Source organism: Legionella taurinensis (genome assembly GCF_900452865.1).
Taxonomy (GTDB): Bacteria; Pseudomonadota; Gammaproteobacteria; order Legionellales; family Legionellaceae; genus Legionella_C; species Legionella_C taurinensis.
Window position 1 is genome coordinate 1,657,994 of the sequence record NZ_UGOZ01000001.1, and the last position, 18,414, is coordinate 1,676,407.

Sequence of the window (18,414 nt, forward strand, 5' to 3'; positions counted from 1 at the left end):
GAGTTTACATGACAAATCTGCAAGGAAAAATTGCCCTTGTTACAGGTGCCAGCCGTGGAATAGGGCAGGCCATTGCCTTCAATCTTGCAAAAAAAGGCGCTTATGTTATTGGTACGGCCACCTCAACCGCCGGCGCCGAAGCCATCACGGCCGCTTTTAAGGCCGAACAGCTGTCAGGCCATGGGGTTATGCTGAATGTGACTGACAAAGAGGGTGTGGAACATTTGATGGCTCAATTGTCGGATGAGGATAAATTACCCTCCATTCTGGTTAATAATGCCGGCATCACCAATGACAACCTGTTACTGCGTATGGACGATGAGGAATGGTACAAGGTGATTGAGACCAACCTGAATGCCGTCTTTCGTTTAAGCAAAGCCTGCCTTAAGCCCATGTTCCGTGCACGCTGGGGCCGCATCATTACGATTGGATCGGTTGTTGGTTCAAGTGGAAATTCTGGGCAGGCGAACTATACTGCAGCGAAGGCAGGTGTCGTGGGCTTTACCAAATCACTGGCCCAGGAAATCGGCAGCCGCGGCATCACGGTCAACGTGGTAGCCCCCGGGTTTATTGATACCGACATGACCAGTGCGCTTCCCGAGCTGGTAAAAGAAGAAATGCTGAAACGCATCCCCATGAAGCGTCTGGGTAAGGCAGAAGACATTGCTGAAGCCGTGGCTTTTCTTGCCTCAGACAGTGCAAATTATATTACGGGTGAAACAATTCACGTCAATGGCGGGATGTACATGAATTAATGGACTTGCGTTCTTTGAATAATTGAATAAACTAGCCACAAGAAAATTTTAATAAACCTAAGAGGAAAGACGAGTTATGAGTACAGTTGAAGAAAGAGTTCGCAAAATTGTTGGTGAACAATTAGGCGTTAAAGAGGAAGATTTGAACAATAATGCATCCTTTGTTGATGACTTGGGTGCAGACTCTCTTGACACTGTTGAATTGGTTATGGCTCTTGAAGAAGAGTTCGAAACTGAGATTCCTGATGAAAAAGCTGAAAAAATCACAACGATTCAGGAAGCGATTGATTACATTGAATCAAATATGAATAAAGAAGAAGCCTGATAATTCGAGGAGTATTCATTGAGTAAGCGGCGTGTAGTAGTAACCGGCATGGGGATGGTGACCCCTGTCGGTCTTAATGTAGAGCAGACCTGGCAAAACATTCTGGCCGGGAAAAGTGGTGTTGGCGTGATAGATGGTTTTGACACCACCGAGTACCCCACCAAAATCTGGGCCAAGGTCAAAGACTTCAACATCGAGAACCATGTGCCGCTGAAAGACGCTCGTAAAATGGATTTATTTACCCAATACGGAATAGCCGCAGCGGATGAGGCTCTGGCTGATTCTGGTCTGGTGGTTGACCATCCCTTGTCTTTACGTGCCGGTGTCGCGGTGGGTGCGGGGATTGGTGGTATTCAAACCATTACCGATAACCAGGATAAACTGGTAAGCGGCGGGCCGCGTAAAGTATCACCGTTTTTTATTCCTGCTGGCATCATTAACATGGTTGCAGGACAGATTTCTATTAAGCATCAGTTGAAAGGGCCCAATATTTCCGTGGTAACCGCGTGTACAACCGGTACTCATAACATTGGTCTCGCTGGTCGAATGATTGCTTACGGCGATGCCGATGTCATGATCTGCGGCGGTGCCGAGATGACCACAACCCCCTTATGTCTGGCTGGCTTTTCGGCCGTCCGTTCGTTATCTAAACGCAATGACGAACCGGAAAAGGCCTCTCGTCCCTGGGATAAGGATAGAGATGGTTTCGTAATGGGCGAGGGAGCCGGTATTCTTGTTCTGGAAGAATACGAACATGCCAAAGCACGGGGCGCCAAAATTTATGCCGAACTCGTTGGTTTTGGTATGTCGGGAGATGCTTACCACATTACAGCGCCCGATGAGGATGCTGACGGCGCATCACGCGCCATGGAAGCCGCAGTTCAGGATGCCAATATTGCGCCTGCGCTGGTCGATTACATTAATGCCCATGGTACGTCCACCTACCTGAACGACATGAATGAAACCAAAGCGGTTAAGCGGGTTTTTGGTGACCATGCTTATCAGTTAGCCATGAGCTCAACCAAGTCCATGACTGGACACTTGTTGGGCGCTGCCGGTGCAGTCGAAGCGATTTTCAGTATTCTGGCCATCCGCGACCAAATCGCGCCACCAACCATTAACCTGGATAATCCTGATGAAGGATGCGATCTGAACTATGTGCCGCATAAGGCCCAATCGATGAAAATCGATTACGCTTTAAGCAATTCATTGGGATTTGGCGGAACGAACGGAAGCTTGCTGTTTAAGCGAGTCTAGATGAAAACGTTTTTTAAGTGGTTTTTCTTTGTAACAGCACTGTCTCTGGTGCTGTTTTTCACTTTGTTCACCTACAATGTCAATGCGCTGCTGACCAAACCGCTGTTGCCCTCAGAAAGCACCCCCCTTATTTTGGAAATTAAACCCAATTCCACTGCGTCGGCCTTTGTCAATCATCTCCATGATCTGCATTTGATTGGCTCGAAAAAAATGTTTTTATCGTTCATGAAATGGCAAGGCTACAGCAATCGCCTCAAAGCCGGTATTTATCAGATTGCCCCTGGTGAAACAGCGCAGCAACTACTGGATAAAGTAACCAGCGGTGAAGTGCTGGTGCAATCCTTCCGCATCATTGAAGGAACGACACTGGCACAGGTGACCGACAACTTAAAAAAAGCCCCGTATTTATCGTTTGACGAGGCGGATTTAACCGCTTTTTCAGGTCCGCACCCAAGCCCTGAAGGCCTTTTCCTTGCCGATACCTACAATTACGATGCGGGGGATAATGCCAAATCACTGCTTACCGTAGCCAATCATGATTTATTAAATTATTTAAATACCGCCTGGAATAGTCGAAGTCCGGGGTTACCCTATGACAATGCCTATCAATTATTGATTGCTGCCTCCATTCTTGAGAAAGAGACCGCCTTAGCCAGCGAGCGCCAGTTGATTGCTGGGGTTATTGTGAACCGGCTTAAAAAAAACATGCCTTTGCAAATGGACCCGACCGTTATTTATGCCTTTGGGAAGCATTTTGACGGCAAGCTACGCCATGAGCATTTAAGCATTGATTCACCTTATAATACCTATAAAAACCGTGGGCTGCCGCCTACGCCAATCGCCATGGTGGGTAAAGAATCCATTGATGCCGCCGCCCACCCAAAGCCCAGCCATTACCTTTATTTTGTGGCCAAAGGCGACGGTTCGCATGCGTTTTCAGAAACGTATGAACAGCAAAAAAAGGCCGTTTTACGGTATAAATACAAAAACAAGGAACCACAACAATGACTCAGGGACGCTTTATTGTTGTAGAGGGATTGGAGGGAGCCGGTAAATCAACGGTGATGCAGACAATAAAACAGGCCCTTGAATCAAGGCAGTTAACCGTCGTGACGACTCGCGAGCCGGGAGGTACTCACATCGGTGAAACCATACGCCATTTAATCAAGGAACCAAGACCTCAGGAACCCATGAGTGCCTACACCGAACTGCTGCTTCTTTATGCCGCCAGGGTCCAATTGCTGGATCAGGTCATTCGTCCAGCATTACTTGAAGGAAAATGGGTACTGGCCGATCGTTTCGAACTTTCGACCTTCGCCTATCAGGGAGGAGGCAGGCAAATCGACCCCGAAATCATTCAAGCCATTTCCACCATTACCTTACAGGGATTTCAACCGGATTTAATTCTGTTTTTGGATATCCCGCCACAACGCGGGATGGAACGAGTGATGCAGCGCGGCGACAGCGATCGCATTGAGCAGGAGTCTCAGGCTTTTTTTGACCGCGTGAATCACGCTTACCATGAAAAAATTAAAACGTTGAGCAATGTCGCTGTGATTGATGCTGGCCAAACGCTTGAAGCCGTGCAAAAATCAGCGTTATCGCACCTTGAAAAGTTCCTGAGCCATTATGTCGCATTCTGATCCGTTTGAACGCTGTTGGCTTCATTTTCAACAAAGCCACGCTGATCAGCGCTTAACGCATGGTCATCTTTTTTGTGCAGACGATGACGCCAGAATGAACGCGCTCAATCACCGTTTAATGCAACTGCTTTTGTGCCACAACCAGCAAAAACCCTGCCAGCAATGCCAGTCCTGTCGTCTCGTTTCAGTGCACAGCCATCCCGATGTAACCCTTGTCCAGCCGGAAAAAGAAGGAGGGGCAATCAAGATTGAACAAATCCGGGCGCTTCAGGCCATCGCTTACACCTCGGCACAATTGGGTGCTCAGCGCGTTATTGTGATTAAATCCGCAGAAAAATTAAATAATGCCGCAGCGAATGCCCTGTTAAAATTACTCGAAGAGCCGCCGCCAGGTGTCTATTTTCTTTTGCATGCGCAATTCCTTGGGACTTTGCCGGCCACTGTCTTAAGCCGTTGCCAATTGTGGCGCTTATACGATGCTCATGAAAAACAGGACAATGACCTGGCTTTCGGCCAATTCCATACGGAGGATACGGCAAAGGCTAAGGTTTTTAGCCAGCAATTAACCATTCTTGAGGATTTGCAAGCCTTGCTGACACGTCAGGAATCCGCCTGCTCCGTGGCAGCCAAATGGGCAAACTATGATTTCCCGGCACTTTTGTGGTTTCTCTACCTGCTTCATGCCCATTTGATTTATCTCAAGCTGGTGCAGAAAAGCGACGACCAGACGGTGATGAATACTCTGGCGTCTTCATTCAGTGTTCCTGTGCTATTCCGGCAAATCGATAAAATTAATGGCATATTCAGAAAAATAAACCATACTATCAGTGTGAATCAATTACTCGCATTGGAAAATCTTTTATTGGGCTACCACGATTAAAGGAAGATAACATGTCGACGGAAGACATCCCAACCATCAATTGTGCCTATGCCAGCGAGGGAGCACTTTACATGGCCTACATGCCGTTTTTGCATGGCGGCGGCTTATTCATACGCACCAATCATAATTTTACCTTAGGGATGCCTGTGCAGTTGAATGTGAAGTTATTAACTGAACCAGAAACCTACAAAATCGATGGTAAAGTGGTTTGGATTACTCCCAAAGGCGCCCAAGGCAGTAAGCCCAGCGGCGTCGGAGTACAATTTTTAGGCGAAAATTGCCGCCATTTTTGCAATAAAATAGAAACCTACCTGGCAGGCATGCTAAAATCATCACAAATGACAGACACCATGTAGATTATGCTTGTTGATTCGCATTGCCACCTCAATTTTATTGATTTATCGGAATTTAATCAGGATTTGAATCAAGTCATGCGTCTCGCTAAAGAGAACGATGTCAGCCATTTTCTTTGTGTCTGTGTGGAACTGGATGATTATCCCACGCTTTGTCAACTGGCAGACACTTACCCGCAGGTCAGTATTTCAGTCGGGATTCACCCTAACAGCGAAATCGACAGGGAGCCGGAGGCGGCTGAGCTGATTGCATTGGCACAACGCCATCCGGCCTGCATTGCCATTGGTGAAACCGGTCTCGATTATTACCGTACGACCACGAACGAAGCCCAGGCCTTACAGCGGCAACGGTTTATTCATCACATCGAGGCGGCTATCGCCACGTCAAAACCGTTAATTATTCATACGCGTCAGGCGGCCTCAGATACGCTTCAAGTCATGAAGAATCATCGCGCAGCGGAAACGGGCGGTGTGATGCATTGTTTTGCAGAGGATTGGGATATTGCCCGACAAGCACTGGATTTGAATTTTTATATCTCCCTTTCAGGCATTGTCACCTTTAAAAATGCCACGACTTTGCAGGACGTTGCACGCAAAGTCCCTCTTGATCGGTTATTAATCGAAACGGATTCGCCTTATCTGGCACCGGTTCCATTCCGTGGAAAACAAAACCACCCAGCCCTGGTTAAGCACGTTGCCTTAGCCCTTGCAGAGTTGAGGGGCATGACTTACGAGGACGTGGCCCGGCAAACCACACAGAATTTTTATCAATGCTTTCAAATTAGTCCAACGAAATCGTGATCGGGACAGCACCATCCACAGGGTCATGTTCTAGTGCCTGCAAAAAATCCTCAAGCGCAATACCGGGCCCTTGAGCTTTTACAAATTTTTTAAAGGTGCTTGTTTCTTTGCTGGTAAAAAGCTTCATCACGGTAAAACCGGGTGACAGGTCCTCTTTGATTAATTGCATGACGCAGCCTTTCACCGACTCGTTCAGTGTCCCCATTAGTCCTGTGATTTGTTGCAACTGCTCAAGGTAATGCCGCGTGTTTTTTTGGATGGTTTTAATCTGACAAATGATAAGCAATACCTGTTCGAGTGCTTCAAGCTGCGTGTCATTGAGATTTTTTTCTGTTTCCAGTTTTTCCAGCAGCATCTGGGATTTGACAGGCACAATCTCCTGCTTCAAGCGGGCAATTGATTCTTTGATTTGTTCTGCGGAAGGCATGTCGCTCATTAATTCGCGTAATAAGGCAGCAGCCTGCTTTGGATTGTTCAACAAGGCGCGGATGCATTCATCGTTGTGATAGGGGATGCGCGTCACATTGACGGTAGAGCAGTCGCCTGCGGTTCTTCCCTGCAAATCCTGAAGCACGATGGCGAAGGGAATGTCCACCCCGCGTCGATAAACAACCCCGTCGCCATTGTTATTAAACAGCAACTCAGACAAGGCCGCCGCCGTTTTCTCCTGCCCGTCCTCCTTTAAAACGGTTAGGACCTCGTCCACCGTTGCGTTTTTGGACGGCAAATCCATTTTCTTTAACTGGGTTAATACGCTGAGGAGGTGATTGCGCTTGGACAACGAGCGTTCAACGGCTAGATTCAGCAGCGTTGCAGCAATCTCATAGGCTGAACAGTGTTTAGGTAAAGAGGCAGACTTAAACAGTGCTTCAAATTTATCTTCCGCCACTTTGAGTTCACGGACATCATTTTTTTCCGTGAAGGGGGATAAATCCAGTTCCGACCAAATCCCATCGGTCATGGAAATGATGACATCGCCTTCCTGAGCCTCGTAGGATTCATTGATTAAAACCTGCGGTTTTTTCCGATCAAGCATCTGCACCGAGGCGGGGGTCCAAACACCCATGCCGCGATAAATATGGCGCGCGGGCAGAATTTTTTTGACCCTCATGTCGTCACTTAAAACCACTAACAGGGTATCGCCCATGTTAGAAAGCTCGCCCTGGTATTTCCCTTTGCCTGTGTAGGAAAATGCAGCGGCCGCCAGCGCACATTGACTGTCATAGGTTTGGTAGGGATTAGGCGACAAGGCATGGTCTTTAGAGGATTGGGCGATTTGATAATAGGTGTCAAGGGAAGACTGCCTGCTGTCAATAAAGGTTTCGCAGGCAAACGAAGCGATGGTCGCAATGCTGGCATTTTCCATTTCATCATCAGGGGAACCGCCCAGCCCATCAGCTGTAGCCTGGCGAATACCGATGATAATTCCTGCCTTGTTTTTCACAAACGTCATTGCGCCAGCATCTAAAACCTGCTCGTTTTCAATGTCTTTGTGTTGATGGGCGAGACTTGACCCTGTAATCAGAACGCTGTGATGCGACGTGCTGAGAGCATAAAAGCGTTTTTGAATAAATTCACTTGTTTTTTGATCATAGGAACTGATTATCGAAGGAGATGTCACTGATAATGAGGAGCTGATAATCTTCAAATTGCCATTACGCATAAGCCGTGGTCTCATTCATTTATAAGCATTTACTTGAATATGACAGGATCATTCTTGTTGTCATAATACTGACTGGACAGACTGTCAAGTTGATAAAGAATTGCATCTGTATTGATTTTTTCCAGATTCTCAATGCGGTGTAAGCGAATGTGCGCATTAAGGTAAGGGTTTAATTGCTCAAGATGCGCCGGGTTGCTTCCATACACCAGAAGCAGTACAGGGCGGCTAAAATCACAGGGATGGTAATTCCTTTCCAGGGAGGCAATTGATTCGGTTGTTTCATTGTTTAAATTAAGCACAAGAATTTGCAGGGACGCCGTATAATAAGGCGGCTCACGGCCATCATTAAACAGAAGAAATGAAGGCATGGACAACGTAGCCTCCATCAATTTGTAACGCTTTAAAGCCTCCAACTCCTTTACAATGACTTTCTTTTCATTGCTGTCTTGACCATAGACTGCTACACGTCGCATAAATCAATTTCCCAAGACCGGTATTGAGTAAAATTATACCATAATGCCTAATTTAATACTACCTTAATAAACAACAATTATACTGAAACCAGATCGTTATAAAAAAGAAGTCTGATATGCCAAGTTTGATTGATATTGCTTTGAAAGATTTCCCGCGAAGTGAAATTTGGCGTGTACAAACGGATGGATGGCAGGCAAAAAAAGGGCCGAGTAATTTTCGTCCACAATTTTATCAGGGGATGAAAGCCGGCTTTGATTATTTAAGAAAACATGATCGCGAACCCGTAACTCCGGCGCTGATTGAAGGGTTGTACCATAGTTTTACCGCTATGAGGACAATTACGAATCCGACGACATTATTAGAGAAGGCTACAATACCTACATGGGTGAGTTTGAGATTTTTTTGCCCGAGCCAGGACTTAAGGAGCAGGCAGGGGTAAGCGAGGAAGGGATAAGCGAACTCATTGACATGTTGAGGGCATCCGCATTAGCCAAAGGCACCCGTTCAGAACCGTTTATTGAAATTAAAGTCGAACGCTATAATCAATACCCTATCTATCTTAATGCCTTGAGTGATACCTTTGAGGACGATTTGCGTAATTACCTTCTGGCCGCTTCCTTAAGCAAAACCGCCTACACGGGTAACAAGCCCCGCCCCTCCGAAAAGAGTCTGGTTAAGGTTTCTATTGTGTCCAATAAAGCCGAGCGGGCGGAAATCATTCAACTCGTCCAGGCTGATATCGATCATTATTATCAGGAATTGGATGAGGCCAAACAAATCGAAGGAAAGACAGAGCGGGTATTGGCTGAGGTTAATGCAATAAATCATTTTATACGCAAACTGCATCAATCCCACTATTTTCCTGATGGCAATGGCCGTACGTTTGTTCTTCTCCTGAATAATATGCTGTCCCTGCAAAACGGACATGGAATGAAAATCGTGGAATACCCTGCGCATTATGCAGGTTTTTCAACGGATGAACTTGGGGAAGAAACCTTAGCCGATTTGGCGCATTTTAATGCTTACAAAGTTACTCATGCCAAGCAATTCCTTTCCAATTTAAGCGCAGATCAAATCACTTCCACAAAAGAGACCGTAAAAGAGGATTTGCTCACCAACTTAAATGCTGAACCGCTTATTGCCATGGCTCAGCTGAATGAGTTGTTCATGCAAATTAAAGAAAATAAGCTGAAAGTGCCTAAAAGCTACACACCTCCAAAAATGAATCTTTTCAGTTGGATGAGTAGTGACTCTAAAAACAAAAGTGCACACACGGCCATCCTTAATTTATTGAAAGAAATCTATTTGGAAAAGCTGGATCAGTTAGCCCAACGTGCCGCTGAAGAAGAACCGTCGACCCAAATTGGTTTTGGTAGCGATGAGCCGGGTAAAGTACTGATGGATGTAGTGCAACAGCATGAAATCATAAGCCATTTTGATACAAACGCCATGAAACTGGCGATTGCCGCCTATCAGCATGCGCTAATGGGCAATCTTAAGAGCGATAAATTAACCTCTTAACTGGGTGCAAGGCTGCGCGATGACACAGGATGGATCATGCCGCTTTGTTTATGCACCGCACTCCTGTCTATTGCTTTCTAAGAGCCACCACCTTAAACCGCACCGTCACCTCATCTTTGACCTCCTCGGTGCTGCTCCACTCGCCTTGGCCAACACCAAACAGACTGCGCTTAATGACGGTGCTGCCTTCAACAATCCCTTTATCTGCAGAAAGTTGTTCGGCTTTGAATGTCAGGGTGACAGGCACTGTTTTGTCGCGGATTTTAAGTGTACCAGTGGTCTGATAAGTACCGTCTAACGATTGTTGAATGCCCTGGGCTTTAAATTCCGCCTGTGGAAACAATTGAACATTAAACCAGTCAGGGGTAATCAGGGTATCTTTCAACTCAGCATAGGACGCATGGACGGAGTTCATATCGACAACAATGTCAATGCGGCTGCTGGCCAAATCAAGGGGATCGACAAAAATCTGACCGGAAAAGGTTTTAAATTGACCAGAAACCGGGGCGTCATTCTGGGTTGCTGTAAAGGACAGCTGGCTTTCGCCAGGGACAATGATCCATTGCGGCACCGAGGCAAGGCCTAAGGCGGGCAGGATACACAAACCCACCATCCAAACAAAATGAACGAACGCTTTGATGCTCATGGTGAAATCATCCGTTGTAAAATATCGTCTTTGTTAATGAAATAATGTTTCAGTGCTGCCGCTGCATGCAGGGCAATCAGGCCAATCAGCACATACGCCAGCCATTCATGGGCTTGTTCAAACACCTGCCGCAACTGCTCATCAGGTCCTGTCAGGTTCGGCAGGGTAAACCAGCCAAAAAAGGAAGCCGGAAGTCCTGCAGCCGAGGTAATAAGCCATCCTGTCAGCGGCATAAGCAGCATCATGGCATAAAACAGCCAATGCACACTCCGGGCGCTGATGACCTCCCAACGCGCTAAATTTAATCGCGGCGTCGGATTGCTCAACCGCCAAAGGAGCCGCGCGGCAACAAGAAATAAAGCGAGAAAACCATATTCCTTGTGCCAACCGTATAATTTCAGCTTCTGAAGGCTCACAGGCAGCGACACCATGAAAAACCCCAGGATTAGGAGTCCAATAATCAGCACCGCCATGGCCCAGTGCAGACCAATTGCGGCCAGGCCAAAATGAGTGTCGTCATTTCTGATGCGCATGGTGGTCCTTAAGCCGAAGGTTGGTAGGCTTCCGCACCGATTTCAATGTTGACTTCATCCCCTAAATCCGGCAGGAAGGCTTTAAGGCCAAAATCCGAGCGTTTAAGCGTGGTTGTTGCAGTAAAACCGACCGTCATACGCTCGCTAACCGGGTTTTTGCCCACTTTATTCATCGTCACATCCAGTGTCACCGGTTTGGATACGCCGCGTACCGTGAGCGTACCCGTCACTTTCGCTGTATTCTTACCAGTCAGTTCGACCTTGTCGCTGACAAATTCGGCGGTGGGGTATTGTTTGACATCAAAAAAGAGTTTGTCGCCCAGGTGTTTGTCCAATTCGGGAATGCCGGTAACAAATTTAGCAACGTCAATGGTCGCTTCCACTTTGCTGTTTTCTGGGTTGTCCTTATCCAGCATGAGGACTCCTTTCACATACCACTTACCGGATTGCGTTGAAAAACCGAGGTGCTGAATACGCCACAACACATAACTGTGCTGATCGTCAATCACCAGTTTTTCGGGTGCTGCACACAGTGGCAAACTCAATACACTGAAAAGAACAATGGAAAGCAAGCAAATGACGCGGTTCATAAAAGCTCCTGTCGAAGTTATTTAGCTGAAGAAGGTTGCGCTGGCGGTGTCAACTGGCCGCCGACTATCCGCTCACAGACACCGGATGGCAGCAGAATAAAGGCATCGGCCTGTCGATCTTGGGTGGATGAACCAGCGCAGGAGGCTTTGGCCGTTGAACAATCATTCATGCCGGCCTTGACAATCCCATAACATTTTTCGCTGGGGGCTGGCGCCGATTCGGCCATAACCGAGTGATTGACTGTGGCGGCTATAAACGCACCGATGGCTGAGCGGATTATTTTTTCTTTGTTCATGTGAATTAGTCCTTGTATGAAAAGCTTACAATGGTCTGTGACTGCACCCATTTCTGCAGCAGGTTGGCAGCGCGTAGACCCACCTCGTTCTCGTTGTGCCATTGACACAAACCCAGGCAGATCTCGCCAAAGGCTTGCCCCTGTTGTAATGCACTCATTGCCCAGGTTTCATCCGGTGCCATCAGGTAAAAACGATTACTGTACGCCTGCCGCCAAAGCAGCCAGGATTGCCTGTCATTTTTGCTGGCGGCAGGAGGATCTTCTTCCCGATTAAGGGCTTCCCAAAGGGCCGTGGCATTCCATGACAGGGCCAGGGTTTGCAGCGACGGATGCGTTTTAAAGCGGAGGTTTTCCCAGTGTTCAGGCGGGATCAGAGCCATCTCGTCCAAGGTCACTGCCGAGGCGTCTTTTGCGTCAAACGCCAGCGCCATGGCCCATTCAAATTCAGCCAGTTCGGCAATCATGCCGTAGTCGTCAGACAAATGGCTCGCTAAAAAATGGGCAAACTGGTGGCCGAACCAGCGAATGGAGCGATTCGACGAAGGGTATTTTGCTGAATACTCTGAACCGAAACGCGCGAATGCCTCTTCACCGAGATACCGTTTCAGGCAGGGGAAATTATTCGATAACGCATCCAACAAACGCATTTGATAGGCCTCTTTGTAAATGCGCGCCCGCGTACTGGCCGAAACGGTTGGGGTGGAAACAATGATGTCTTGTAACGCATGACCGGTAAAATCAGTGTCCTTCGCCAATAGATAGGCCTGCACTTGCCGTTGAATAGCCGAAAGAGTAGTCATGATACCGGTTCCCTCGCCAGGCAGCGGGCGGTAATGGCCCTGGCCCTGTTCAATTCATTCAGCAACTCACTGAGCGGCGGGATATGATCATCCCGTTCAATCAGGGTAGAAACCTGGCCAAAACGCTCAATCACCTGAGCATAGAGCGCCCACACGTCGTCACATACCGGTGCGTCATGCGTGTCCACAATGTAATTCCCCTGGTGCGAGTGGCCTGCCAGGTGGATTTGCTTTACCCGTTCATGCGGGAGGGCGTTCAGGTAGGTGAGGGGATTAAACTGATGATTGACCGAACTGACATACACATTGTTGACGTCAAGCAACAGGTAACAGTCAGCCCGCTGGCTTATCTCATTGATAAATTCCCATTCTGGCATTTCGGATGTGGTGTAGGTGAGGTAACTTGAGACGTTTTCAATTAACAACTGCCTTCCCAGGTAATCCTGTACCTGTTTGATGCGCGAAACAATATGATCGATCGCGTCCTGCGTGTAAGGAACCGGCAGCAAATCATGCATGTTCAGGTGGTCAACGCCAGTCCAGCACAAATGATCGGAAATCCATGCCGGCTCGATGTGTTCGGCCAATCGTTTTACCTGGCTTAAGTAGTCCCAATCCAAGCCATCCATGCTGGCAATGGAAAGGGAAACACCGTGCATGACCAGCGGATAGTGTTGTCTGATTTCGTCAAGAAAATAATGGGGTTTGCCGCCGGGAACCAGGTAATTTTCCGTAATGATTTCAAACCAGTCGACCCTGGGTTTATGGTGTAAAATATCAAGGTAATGTTCAGTCCGAAGCCCCAGGCCAAATCCAAGGAAAGGAAAACGATAGTCAGAGGAAGTCATACATAGTCCGGCTTGAAACCAGGTGGTTGCCCACCTGGTCAGAAATTATTCCGCTTTTCCACCGACTTGTTTGCATTGTTCAGCCGTCAGATCAACATAGCCTTTACCTTTGCAGCTGTTTTGCCCTTTGCAGGCATTTTCACTGGTTTTGCAATTGCTTAACCCTTTGCAGGCATTCACACCCTGGCACTTTACCGTGGCTGATGCCGTATCAGCGCTTGCAACAGAAGGGGTGAGAGAGAAAGCAGCGGCGGCAGTCATGGCTAATGCTGCACCCGTTAATTGTAATTTCTTCATAAAATTCCTTTTTTAGTAGTGGAAATGGCCGGGCAATCTGATCCCGTTTCATTAATTTAAAATGAATACAACAGTTTAGCAAGAGAAAATGATTCTCATTTAGCTTCTGCTTCCTTACAAAAATAACTGGATGCCAAACAAAGCAGCGAACAGAAAAAGAAGCTGTAAGGGAAAACAAGCGGCTCATTAACCAGTAACACGCCAACCACTCCGCCCAGGACTGCCGAGATCGAATTTCTGACGGTATTGAGCAGGGCAATGGCTGTGCTGGTCTCGTGCGTGTAATTGGCTATGGCTAAGGAAAAAGCAGGAGGATTGGTCAGCGTCACACCCACGTTAATGAATAAAAGCGGCATAAGGCTCCAAAGCGTTAAGCCCTGCTGATAAAATAAAATCAGGCAAAGCAGGGATCCAAAGACCATAATCCAGCTACCCTGACGTATGCTGGTGGTTAAACTCTGACTTCTCCGCAAGTAAATACCTAAAAAATTACCGCCAATCAGGATAAAACCATTGCTGGCGAAGAGAATGGAGAACCAGAAGGGAGACATACCCAGATTATCAATCATGAGGTAGGCTACATTGATAACGGCGATCATCACGCAGGAAAACGCAGCGGTAATAATGGCCGTCGTAATCCACAGCTGCCGATGTCCCGCCAGCTTGCGGTAAGACAGCAACGAGGTTTTAAAGGTTAAGCGATGGGGTTTTCGCGACCAGTAGACCGATTCACGCACCAGGGGAGAAACCAGAAGCAGCAAAATGATCGCAACCAGCAGCATAAAAAGAAAATCTGCCCGCCAGCCAAAATGGACAAAAATAAAAGAGCCGAGCAAAGGGGCAAAAATCGGGGAGACTGACACAATCATGGAAATATGCGACAGCAGGCGGGCTCTGGCGGTATTGTCTTCCTCATCACGAGTACAGGAAAAAGCAACAATGTGGGCACAACACACCGCAAATCCCTGCAGGCCCCGCCCAAGAATAAGGATTTCAATGCTCGGCGCCAGCATGCAGGCGATGGTGGCCAGCAGGAACAGGTAAAAACTGAAGCGCAACACACTGCGTCGGCCGTAGTGATCCACCAGCGGCCCCCAAAAAAGCTGCGACAAGCCAAAAACAAAGAAAAATAAGCTTAAAGTTAACTGACCGAGTGCATGACTTGTATTAAAATAGGTGGTGATAGCCGGCAGGGCAGGCTGATACAGATCAAAGACAAGCAGAGAAAAGGCAGACAGGGAAGCCAGATAAAGAAAAGGGGTTTTAGTCAAGTGCATGATCTCCGGGTGACCTCACAAGGCAACGCCCAAGCATAACGTAAAACACGTAAAAATGGATAGATTATGAATTTATTTATTGGACTCATGTCCGGAACCAGCATGGATGGTATCGATGCCGCCCTGGTGGATTTGTCCACTCAGACCTTGATTGAGGGCCTGACCATTCCCTACAGTTCATTGGCGCGTGATGCGATTCAGGACGTGCTGGAAGGTCGCCACACGCTGGGTTCTTACAGCCAGTTAAATACCCTGTTGGGACGGGAATTTGCAAAGGCTGTACGCCAGTTACTCAAACAAACCGCGGTCCCTCACAATCGTATCAACGCCATAGGCAGCCATGGTCAGACACTGTGCCACAATACTCAGGCGGCCGTTCCCTACACGGTGCAATTGGGGTGTGGCCATACCATCGCTGAATTGACGGGCATTACCGTGGTGGCTGATTTCAGAACGCGGGATTTGGTGCTGGGCGGGCAAGGTGCACCGTTTGCACCGATTTATCACCAGGCCTTGTTTAGTCATTTGCCCCTTCCTCTGGCGGTGGTCAATGTTGGCGGCATAGCCAATCTGACCTGGTTAAACAACCACGAAGTCAGCGGTTTTGATACAGGACCTGGGAATTGCCTGATGGACGCCTGGATAAGCAGGCATCAGCATCAGCCCTTTGACCGGCATGGGGCATGGGCGGCCAGCGGCACGGTTATTGATGAGTTATTGCACAGCTTGCTCGCCGATCCTTATTTTAATCAACCGGCGCCTAAAAGCCTGGGTAAGGAGTATTTTAATGACGAATGGCTTCACTCCCGGCTTAAACCCCGTTACCTGCCACAGGATGTTCAGGCTACTTTGCTGGCTTTTACCGCGGTGACTATTGCTGACAGCATCAGAGCACAGACGATAACACCAAATCAGGTGCTGATTTGCGGCGGCGGTGCCCATAACGATCAGTTGTTAAGGGTGTTGCAGCAGCAGCTCCCGGAAATCGAGGTACAGAGCACCGCAAAGACCGGTATTAATCCTGATTTTATTGAAGCGCAATTGTTTGCCTGGCTCGCAGAAAAAACCTTAAGCGGCACCCCGCTGGACTTAAGTCAGGTGACAGGGGCCAAAGGCCGGGCAGTACTGGGGGCCATCTATGCGGCGGGGATTGACAAACGAATTTCCGTTGAGGTGTAATGTGCGTTTTAATTGCATGAAGACGCCATTTTGAGTACACGAAAGTTAGATTTTCAACAGCACAGCCAATTCAGTGCGTATGTCGTTTTTTTATTGTCCGCCACATTCTACCTGTATGAGTTCGTTCTCCAGGTAGCGCCCGGCGTTATGGCGGAATCCATGATGCAAACCTTCAAGGTGAGCGCTGCCGGTTTTGGTATTGTGTCTGCCTTTTATTTTTATGCCTATGCCCCCATGCAGTTGCCAGCCGGCGTGCTGTTTGATCGTTACGGCCCGCGTAAATTGATGACTTATGCCTTGATTCTCTGTGCCCTGGGCTCTTTCTTTTTTGCCTCGACGGACAGCCTGTTTACGGCCTCACTGGGGCGTTTTCTTATTGGCATTGGTTCGGCCTTTTCCTTCATCGGTGTCCTCGTCCTGATTTCCAGATGGTTTCCGCCGCAACAGTTTGCCCTGCTGGCGGGCATTGCTCAATTAATGAGTTCTGTGGGTGCCATGTTCGGTGAGATGCCTTTGGCTGCATTGATCGAAGCCGTGGGTTGGCGCAATGCCAGTTTTATTCTGGCGGCTGTTGGCTTTCTTCTGGCAGCCTTAATCTGGTTTATTATTCGGGATTATCCCCATCAACCGACTCAAACCCCACCGAAGAGGGCCTTTATTGATGAATGGAAGCGGTTGCTGAGTGTCTGGCGTCAATCCTACACCTGGTATACAGGCGCTTATGCCTGCACTATCTGGACGCCCATCGCGGTGTTTGCCGCCTTATGGGGTGTACCCTATTTACAGCAAAAGTTTCAGATAAGCGTGATTGCCGCTTCCGGTTTATGCAGCATGATCTGGTTGGGTATTGGTGTTGGCAGCCCGCTCCTGGGGTGGGTCAGTGATCGCATTGCCAGCCGCCGTATTGCTTTAGGCTTGAGTTCGGTTTTTGGCTTGGGCGCGACCCTGTTCCTGCTGTATGTCCCCAACGTTTCTCTGGGGGCAATGTATTTCGTCCTGTTCATGCTTGGCATGGGTGCGGGTGGGCAAACGGTTAGTTTTGCTGTGATTAAAGACAATAATCCACCCGAACTGGTCGGTACTGCTTCCGGATTTAATAATTTATCCGTGTTAATCGGCGGCGCGGTATTTCAGCCATTGGTTGGTGTGTTTCTACACCAGAGCGAGGGCTGGTATAAGGTGAATGGTGTTCATGTCTACACCGTCGCCAGTTATAACAAGGCCTTGCTGGTCATGCCATGCTGTTTCCTGCTCAGTCTTCTCATTACGCTCTTTTTCCTTAAGGAATCACACCCTGGGCGTCATGGCTAGCTGACTACAGATTGAGCGCGGCAAATTTCTCCATGCCGCGCTGACAGTATGAATAAAGCTCCCGGGTGCAGTCTTCCCGTGATTTTCTCGAAATTTTTTTGTATAGGGAAAAGACATAAGACGACGACGGCTTGAATTTGGTCTCTTTTAGAACATCCGGGTTATCGATCATCTGCAGCAAATGGCTGATAGACAAATACAGCGCAAAGCGCACAAAATTTTCAAATGGGCTATCGCTGTACGGCAAAGCCTCCAGATAACGAATGGCTGGAAGCGCATCGTTAACCAGGGCGTCTTTACATAGAATATTTAATGACTGCAGAGGGGAATGGCTTGCAGTGATGCTCTCAGGCCAGCGGTTTTTTTTTAAAATAAACGTGTCTTCATAATAATCACGTAAGTTATTGGTTTTTTGTAATAATAATCCCACGTGCCTGCTTGAGGCCATCAGTTCTTCCATACCGCCGCTTAATTGATAACTATAAAATAACAGGCTGGTTAAAAATTCACCCACGATCCCCGCGGAGTAATAACAATAGTCATTCATAGCCGCCACATCATGGATGGACTTGTGCAGGTATTTCTTCATCCCGTCTTTCATCGCTGTGCAATAGTGGAGGCATAGTGCTTTTTCATGATCATCCAGACGGTTGTACAACGTCATCACCCAAGGGTAATAATGAAATTTTTTAGTTTCTTCACCGGGCAGAGCCAGAATAGACTTAAGCAGCGGCTCATCCGGCTGTGCCCGCGATAGACTCACTAAAAAGGCGTCCAGGCGCCCGCATTTTTCATCGGGATTTAAATCGGTGGAATCTTCAATGATATCGAGAAGCTTGTTCAGATTGTACTGGCAAAGAATGGGGGTTTTTAAAGGGGGGGTTAACAGAAGAATAGGCACAGAAAAACTTTGCGACTCTTCGCGCAGAAAGGCTTCATTCTTTAGGAGAACCTCATTCATACAC

The 18,414-nt window shown here is 47.9% G+C and carries 23 protein-coding genes; 12 read left to right on the top strand and 11 right to left on the bottom strand.

Annotation, left to right across the window (positions count from 1 at the left end; all coding sequences use genetic code 11):
* Positions 1 to 8: 8 nt before the first annotated feature.
* From fabG to DYE45_RS07745, 8 genes are all read left to right on the top strand, one after another.
* Entirely contained in the window at positions 9 to 755 is a 747-nt protein-coding gene (gene fabG / locus DYE45_RS07710; RefSeq protein WP_108291485.1) for a 3-oxoacyl-ACP reductase FabG, read from the top strand.
* 76 nt (positions 756 to 831) lie between these two features.
* Entirely contained in the window at positions 832 to 1,080 is a 249-nt protein-coding gene (gene acpP, locus DYE45_RS07715) for an acyl carrier protein (RefSeq protein ID WP_058526342.1), read from the top strand.
* An 18-nt stretch (positions 1,081 to 1,098) separates the two neighbouring features.
* Positions 1,099 to 2,337 carry a beta-ketoacyl-ACP synthase II gene (gene fabF, locus DYE45_RS07720; RefSeq protein ID WP_108291483.1) on the top strand — a complete coding sequence of 413 codons (1,239 nt, stop codon included), beginning with the start codon at positions 1,099 to 1,101 and terminating at the stop codon, positions 2,335 to 2,337.
* Complete coding sequence (gene mltG, locus DYE45_RS07725) at positions 2,338 to 3,345, top strand: endolytic transglycosylase MltG (protein WP_108291481.1); 1,008 nt, start codon at positions 2,338 to 2,340, stop codon at positions 3,343 to 3,345.
* Positions 3,342 to 3,980: a dTMP kinase gene (tmk, locus tag DYE45_RS07730; RefSeq protein ID WP_108291479.1), complete on the top strand. Its 639-nt coding sequence runs from the start codon at positions 3,342 to 3,344 to the stop codon at positions 3,978 to 3,980. The genes mltG and tmk overlap by 4 nt, the downstream gene beginning before the upstream one ends.
* A complete protein-coding gene (locus DYE45_RS07735; RefSeq protein WP_108291477.1) occupies positions 3,967 to 4,860 on the top strand; it encodes a DNA polymerase III delta subunit-related protein in 894 nt (297 codons plus the stop codon). The genes tmk and DYE45_RS07735 overlap by 14 nt, the downstream gene beginning before the upstream one ends.
* An 11-nt stretch (positions 4,861 to 4,871) precedes the next feature.
* Positions 4,872 to 5,216: a PilZ domain-containing protein gene (locus DYE45_RS07740; RefSeq protein ID WP_058530601.1), complete on the top strand. Its 345-nt coding sequence runs from the start codon at positions 4,872 to 4,874 to the stop codon at positions 5,214 to 5,216.
* Positions 5,217 to 5,219: 3 nt separating this feature from the next.
* Positions 5,220 to 6,014, top strand: a complete 795-nt coding sequence (locus tag DYE45_RS07745) for a TatD family hydrolase (protein WP_115300710.1) — start codon at positions 5,220 to 5,222, stop codon at positions 6,012 to 6,014.
* On the opposite strand, the gene DYE45_RS07750 is transcribed toward DYE45_RS07745, so the two are convergent.
* Complete coding sequence (locus DYE45_RS07750) at positions 5,995 to 7,677, bottom strand: hypothetical protein (protein ID WP_115300711.1); 1,683 nt, start codon at positions 7,675 to 7,677, stop codon at positions 5,995 to 5,997. The two genes, DYE45_RS07745 and DYE45_RS07750, sit on opposite strands and share 20 nt — an antisense overlap.
* Positions 7,678 to 7,706: 29 nt before the next feature.
* Positions 7,707 to 8,150: a hypothetical protein gene (locus DYE45_RS07755; RefSeq protein WP_115300712.1), complete on the bottom strand. Its 444-nt coding sequence runs from the start codon at positions 8,148 to 8,150 to the stop codon at positions 7,707 to 7,709.
* A 116-nt stretch (positions 8,151 to 8,266) separates the two neighbouring features.
* On the opposite strand from DYE45_RS07755, the gene DYE45_RS14600 reads away from it, so the two are divergent.
* Together DYE45_RS14600 and DYE45_RS07760 are read left to right on the top strand one after the other, a co-directional pair.
* Entirely contained in the window at positions 8,267 to 8,590 is a 324-nt protein-coding gene (locus DYE45_RS14600) for a hypothetical protein (RefSeq protein WP_133138151.1), read from the top strand.
* Positions 8,533 to 9,672: a Fic family protein gene (locus tag DYE45_RS07760; RefSeq protein ID WP_115300713.1), complete on the top strand. Its 1,140-nt coding sequence runs from the start codon at positions 8,533 to 8,535 to the stop codon at positions 9,670 to 9,672. The genes DYE45_RS14600 and DYE45_RS07760 overlap by 58 nt, the downstream gene beginning before the upstream one ends.
* Before the next feature lie 67 nt (positions 9,673 to 9,739).
* Here DYE45_RS07760 and DYE45_RS07765 read toward each other — a convergent pair whose 3' ends face one another.
* The 8 genes from DYE45_RS07765 to DYE45_RS07800 all read right to left on the bottom strand — a co-directional run bounded on the left by DYE45_RS07765 (position 9,740) and on the right by DYE45_RS07800 (position 14,959).
* Positions 9,740 to 10,318 (bottom strand): YceI family protein, encoded by a 579-nt coding sequence (locus DYE45_RS07765; protein ID WP_115300714.1) that lies wholly within the window; start codon positions 10,316 to 10,318, stop codon positions 9,740 to 9,742.
* Entirely contained in the window at positions 10,315 to 10,851 is a 537-nt protein-coding gene (locus DYE45_RS07770) for a cytochrome b (protein ID WP_108291465.1), read from the bottom strand. Before DYE45_RS07770 ends, DYE45_RS07765 begins: the two co-directional genes overlap by 4 nt.
* 8 nt (positions 10,852 to 10,859) lie before the next feature.
* Positions 10,860 to 11,441, bottom strand: a complete 582-nt coding sequence (locus tag DYE45_RS07775; RefSeq protein WP_108291463.1) for a YceI family protein — start codon at positions 11,439 to 11,441, stop codon at positions 10,860 to 10,862.
* 17 nt (positions 11,442 to 11,458) lie between these two features.
* Complete coding sequence (locus DYE45_RS07780; protein WP_108291461.1) at positions 11,459 to 11,737, bottom strand: BufA1 family periplasmic bufferin-type metallophore; 279 nt, start codon at positions 11,735 to 11,737, stop codon at positions 11,459 to 11,461.
* Between the two features lie 5 nt (positions 11,738 to 11,742).
* Entirely contained in the window at positions 11,743 to 12,537 is a 795-nt protein-coding gene (locus DYE45_RS07785; protein WP_108291459.1) for an HvfC/BufC N-terminal domain-containing protein, read from the bottom strand.
* On the bottom strand, positions 12,534 to 13,385 hold the full coding sequence (bufB, locus tag DYE45_RS07790) for an MNIO family bufferin maturase (protein WP_108291457.1): 852 nt from the start codon (positions 13,383 to 13,385) through the stop codon (positions 12,534 to 12,536). Before bufB ends, DYE45_RS07785 begins: the two co-directional genes overlap by 4 nt.
* A gap of 45 nt (positions 13,386 to 13,430) precedes the next feature.
* A complete protein-coding gene (gene bufA2, locus DYE45_RS07795; RefSeq protein WP_108291455.1) occupies positions 13,431 to 13,682 on the bottom strand; it encodes a BufA2 family periplasmic bufferin-type metallophore in 252 nt (83 codons plus the stop codon).
* Between the two features lie 95 nt (positions 13,683 to 13,777).
* Positions 13,778 to 14,959, bottom strand: coding sequence for a multidrug effflux MFS transporter (locus DYE45_RS07800; protein ID WP_108291453.1), 1,182 nt, complete (start codon positions 14,957 to 14,959; stop codon positions 13,778 to 13,780).
* Between the two features lie 66 nt (positions 14,960 to 15,025).
* Between DYE45_RS07800 and DYE45_RS07805 the strand changes: the two genes are divergently transcribed.
* Both DYE45_RS07805 and DYE45_RS07810 read left to right on the top strand, forming a co-directional pair.
* On the top strand, positions 15,026 to 16,138 hold the full coding sequence (locus DYE45_RS07805; protein WP_115300715.1) for an anhydro-N-acetylmuramic acid kinase: 1,113 nt from the start codon (positions 15,026 to 15,028) through the stop codon (positions 16,136 to 16,138).
* Positions 16,139 to 16,168: 30 nt separating this feature from the next.
* A complete protein-coding gene (locus DYE45_RS07810; RefSeq protein ID WP_242602638.1) occupies positions 16,169 to 17,449 on the top strand; it encodes an MFS transporter in 1,281 nt (426 codons plus the stop codon).
* A gap of 4 nt (positions 17,450 to 17,453) precedes the next feature.
* Here DYE45_RS07810 and DYE45_RS07815 read toward each other — a convergent pair whose 3' ends face one another.
* Positions 17,454 to 18,410, bottom strand: coding sequence for a squalene/phytoene synthase family protein (locus DYE45_RS07815; protein WP_115300716.1), 957 nt, complete (start codon positions 18,408 to 18,410; stop codon positions 17,454 to 17,456).
* Positions 18,411 to 18,414 lie beyond the last annotated feature (4 nt).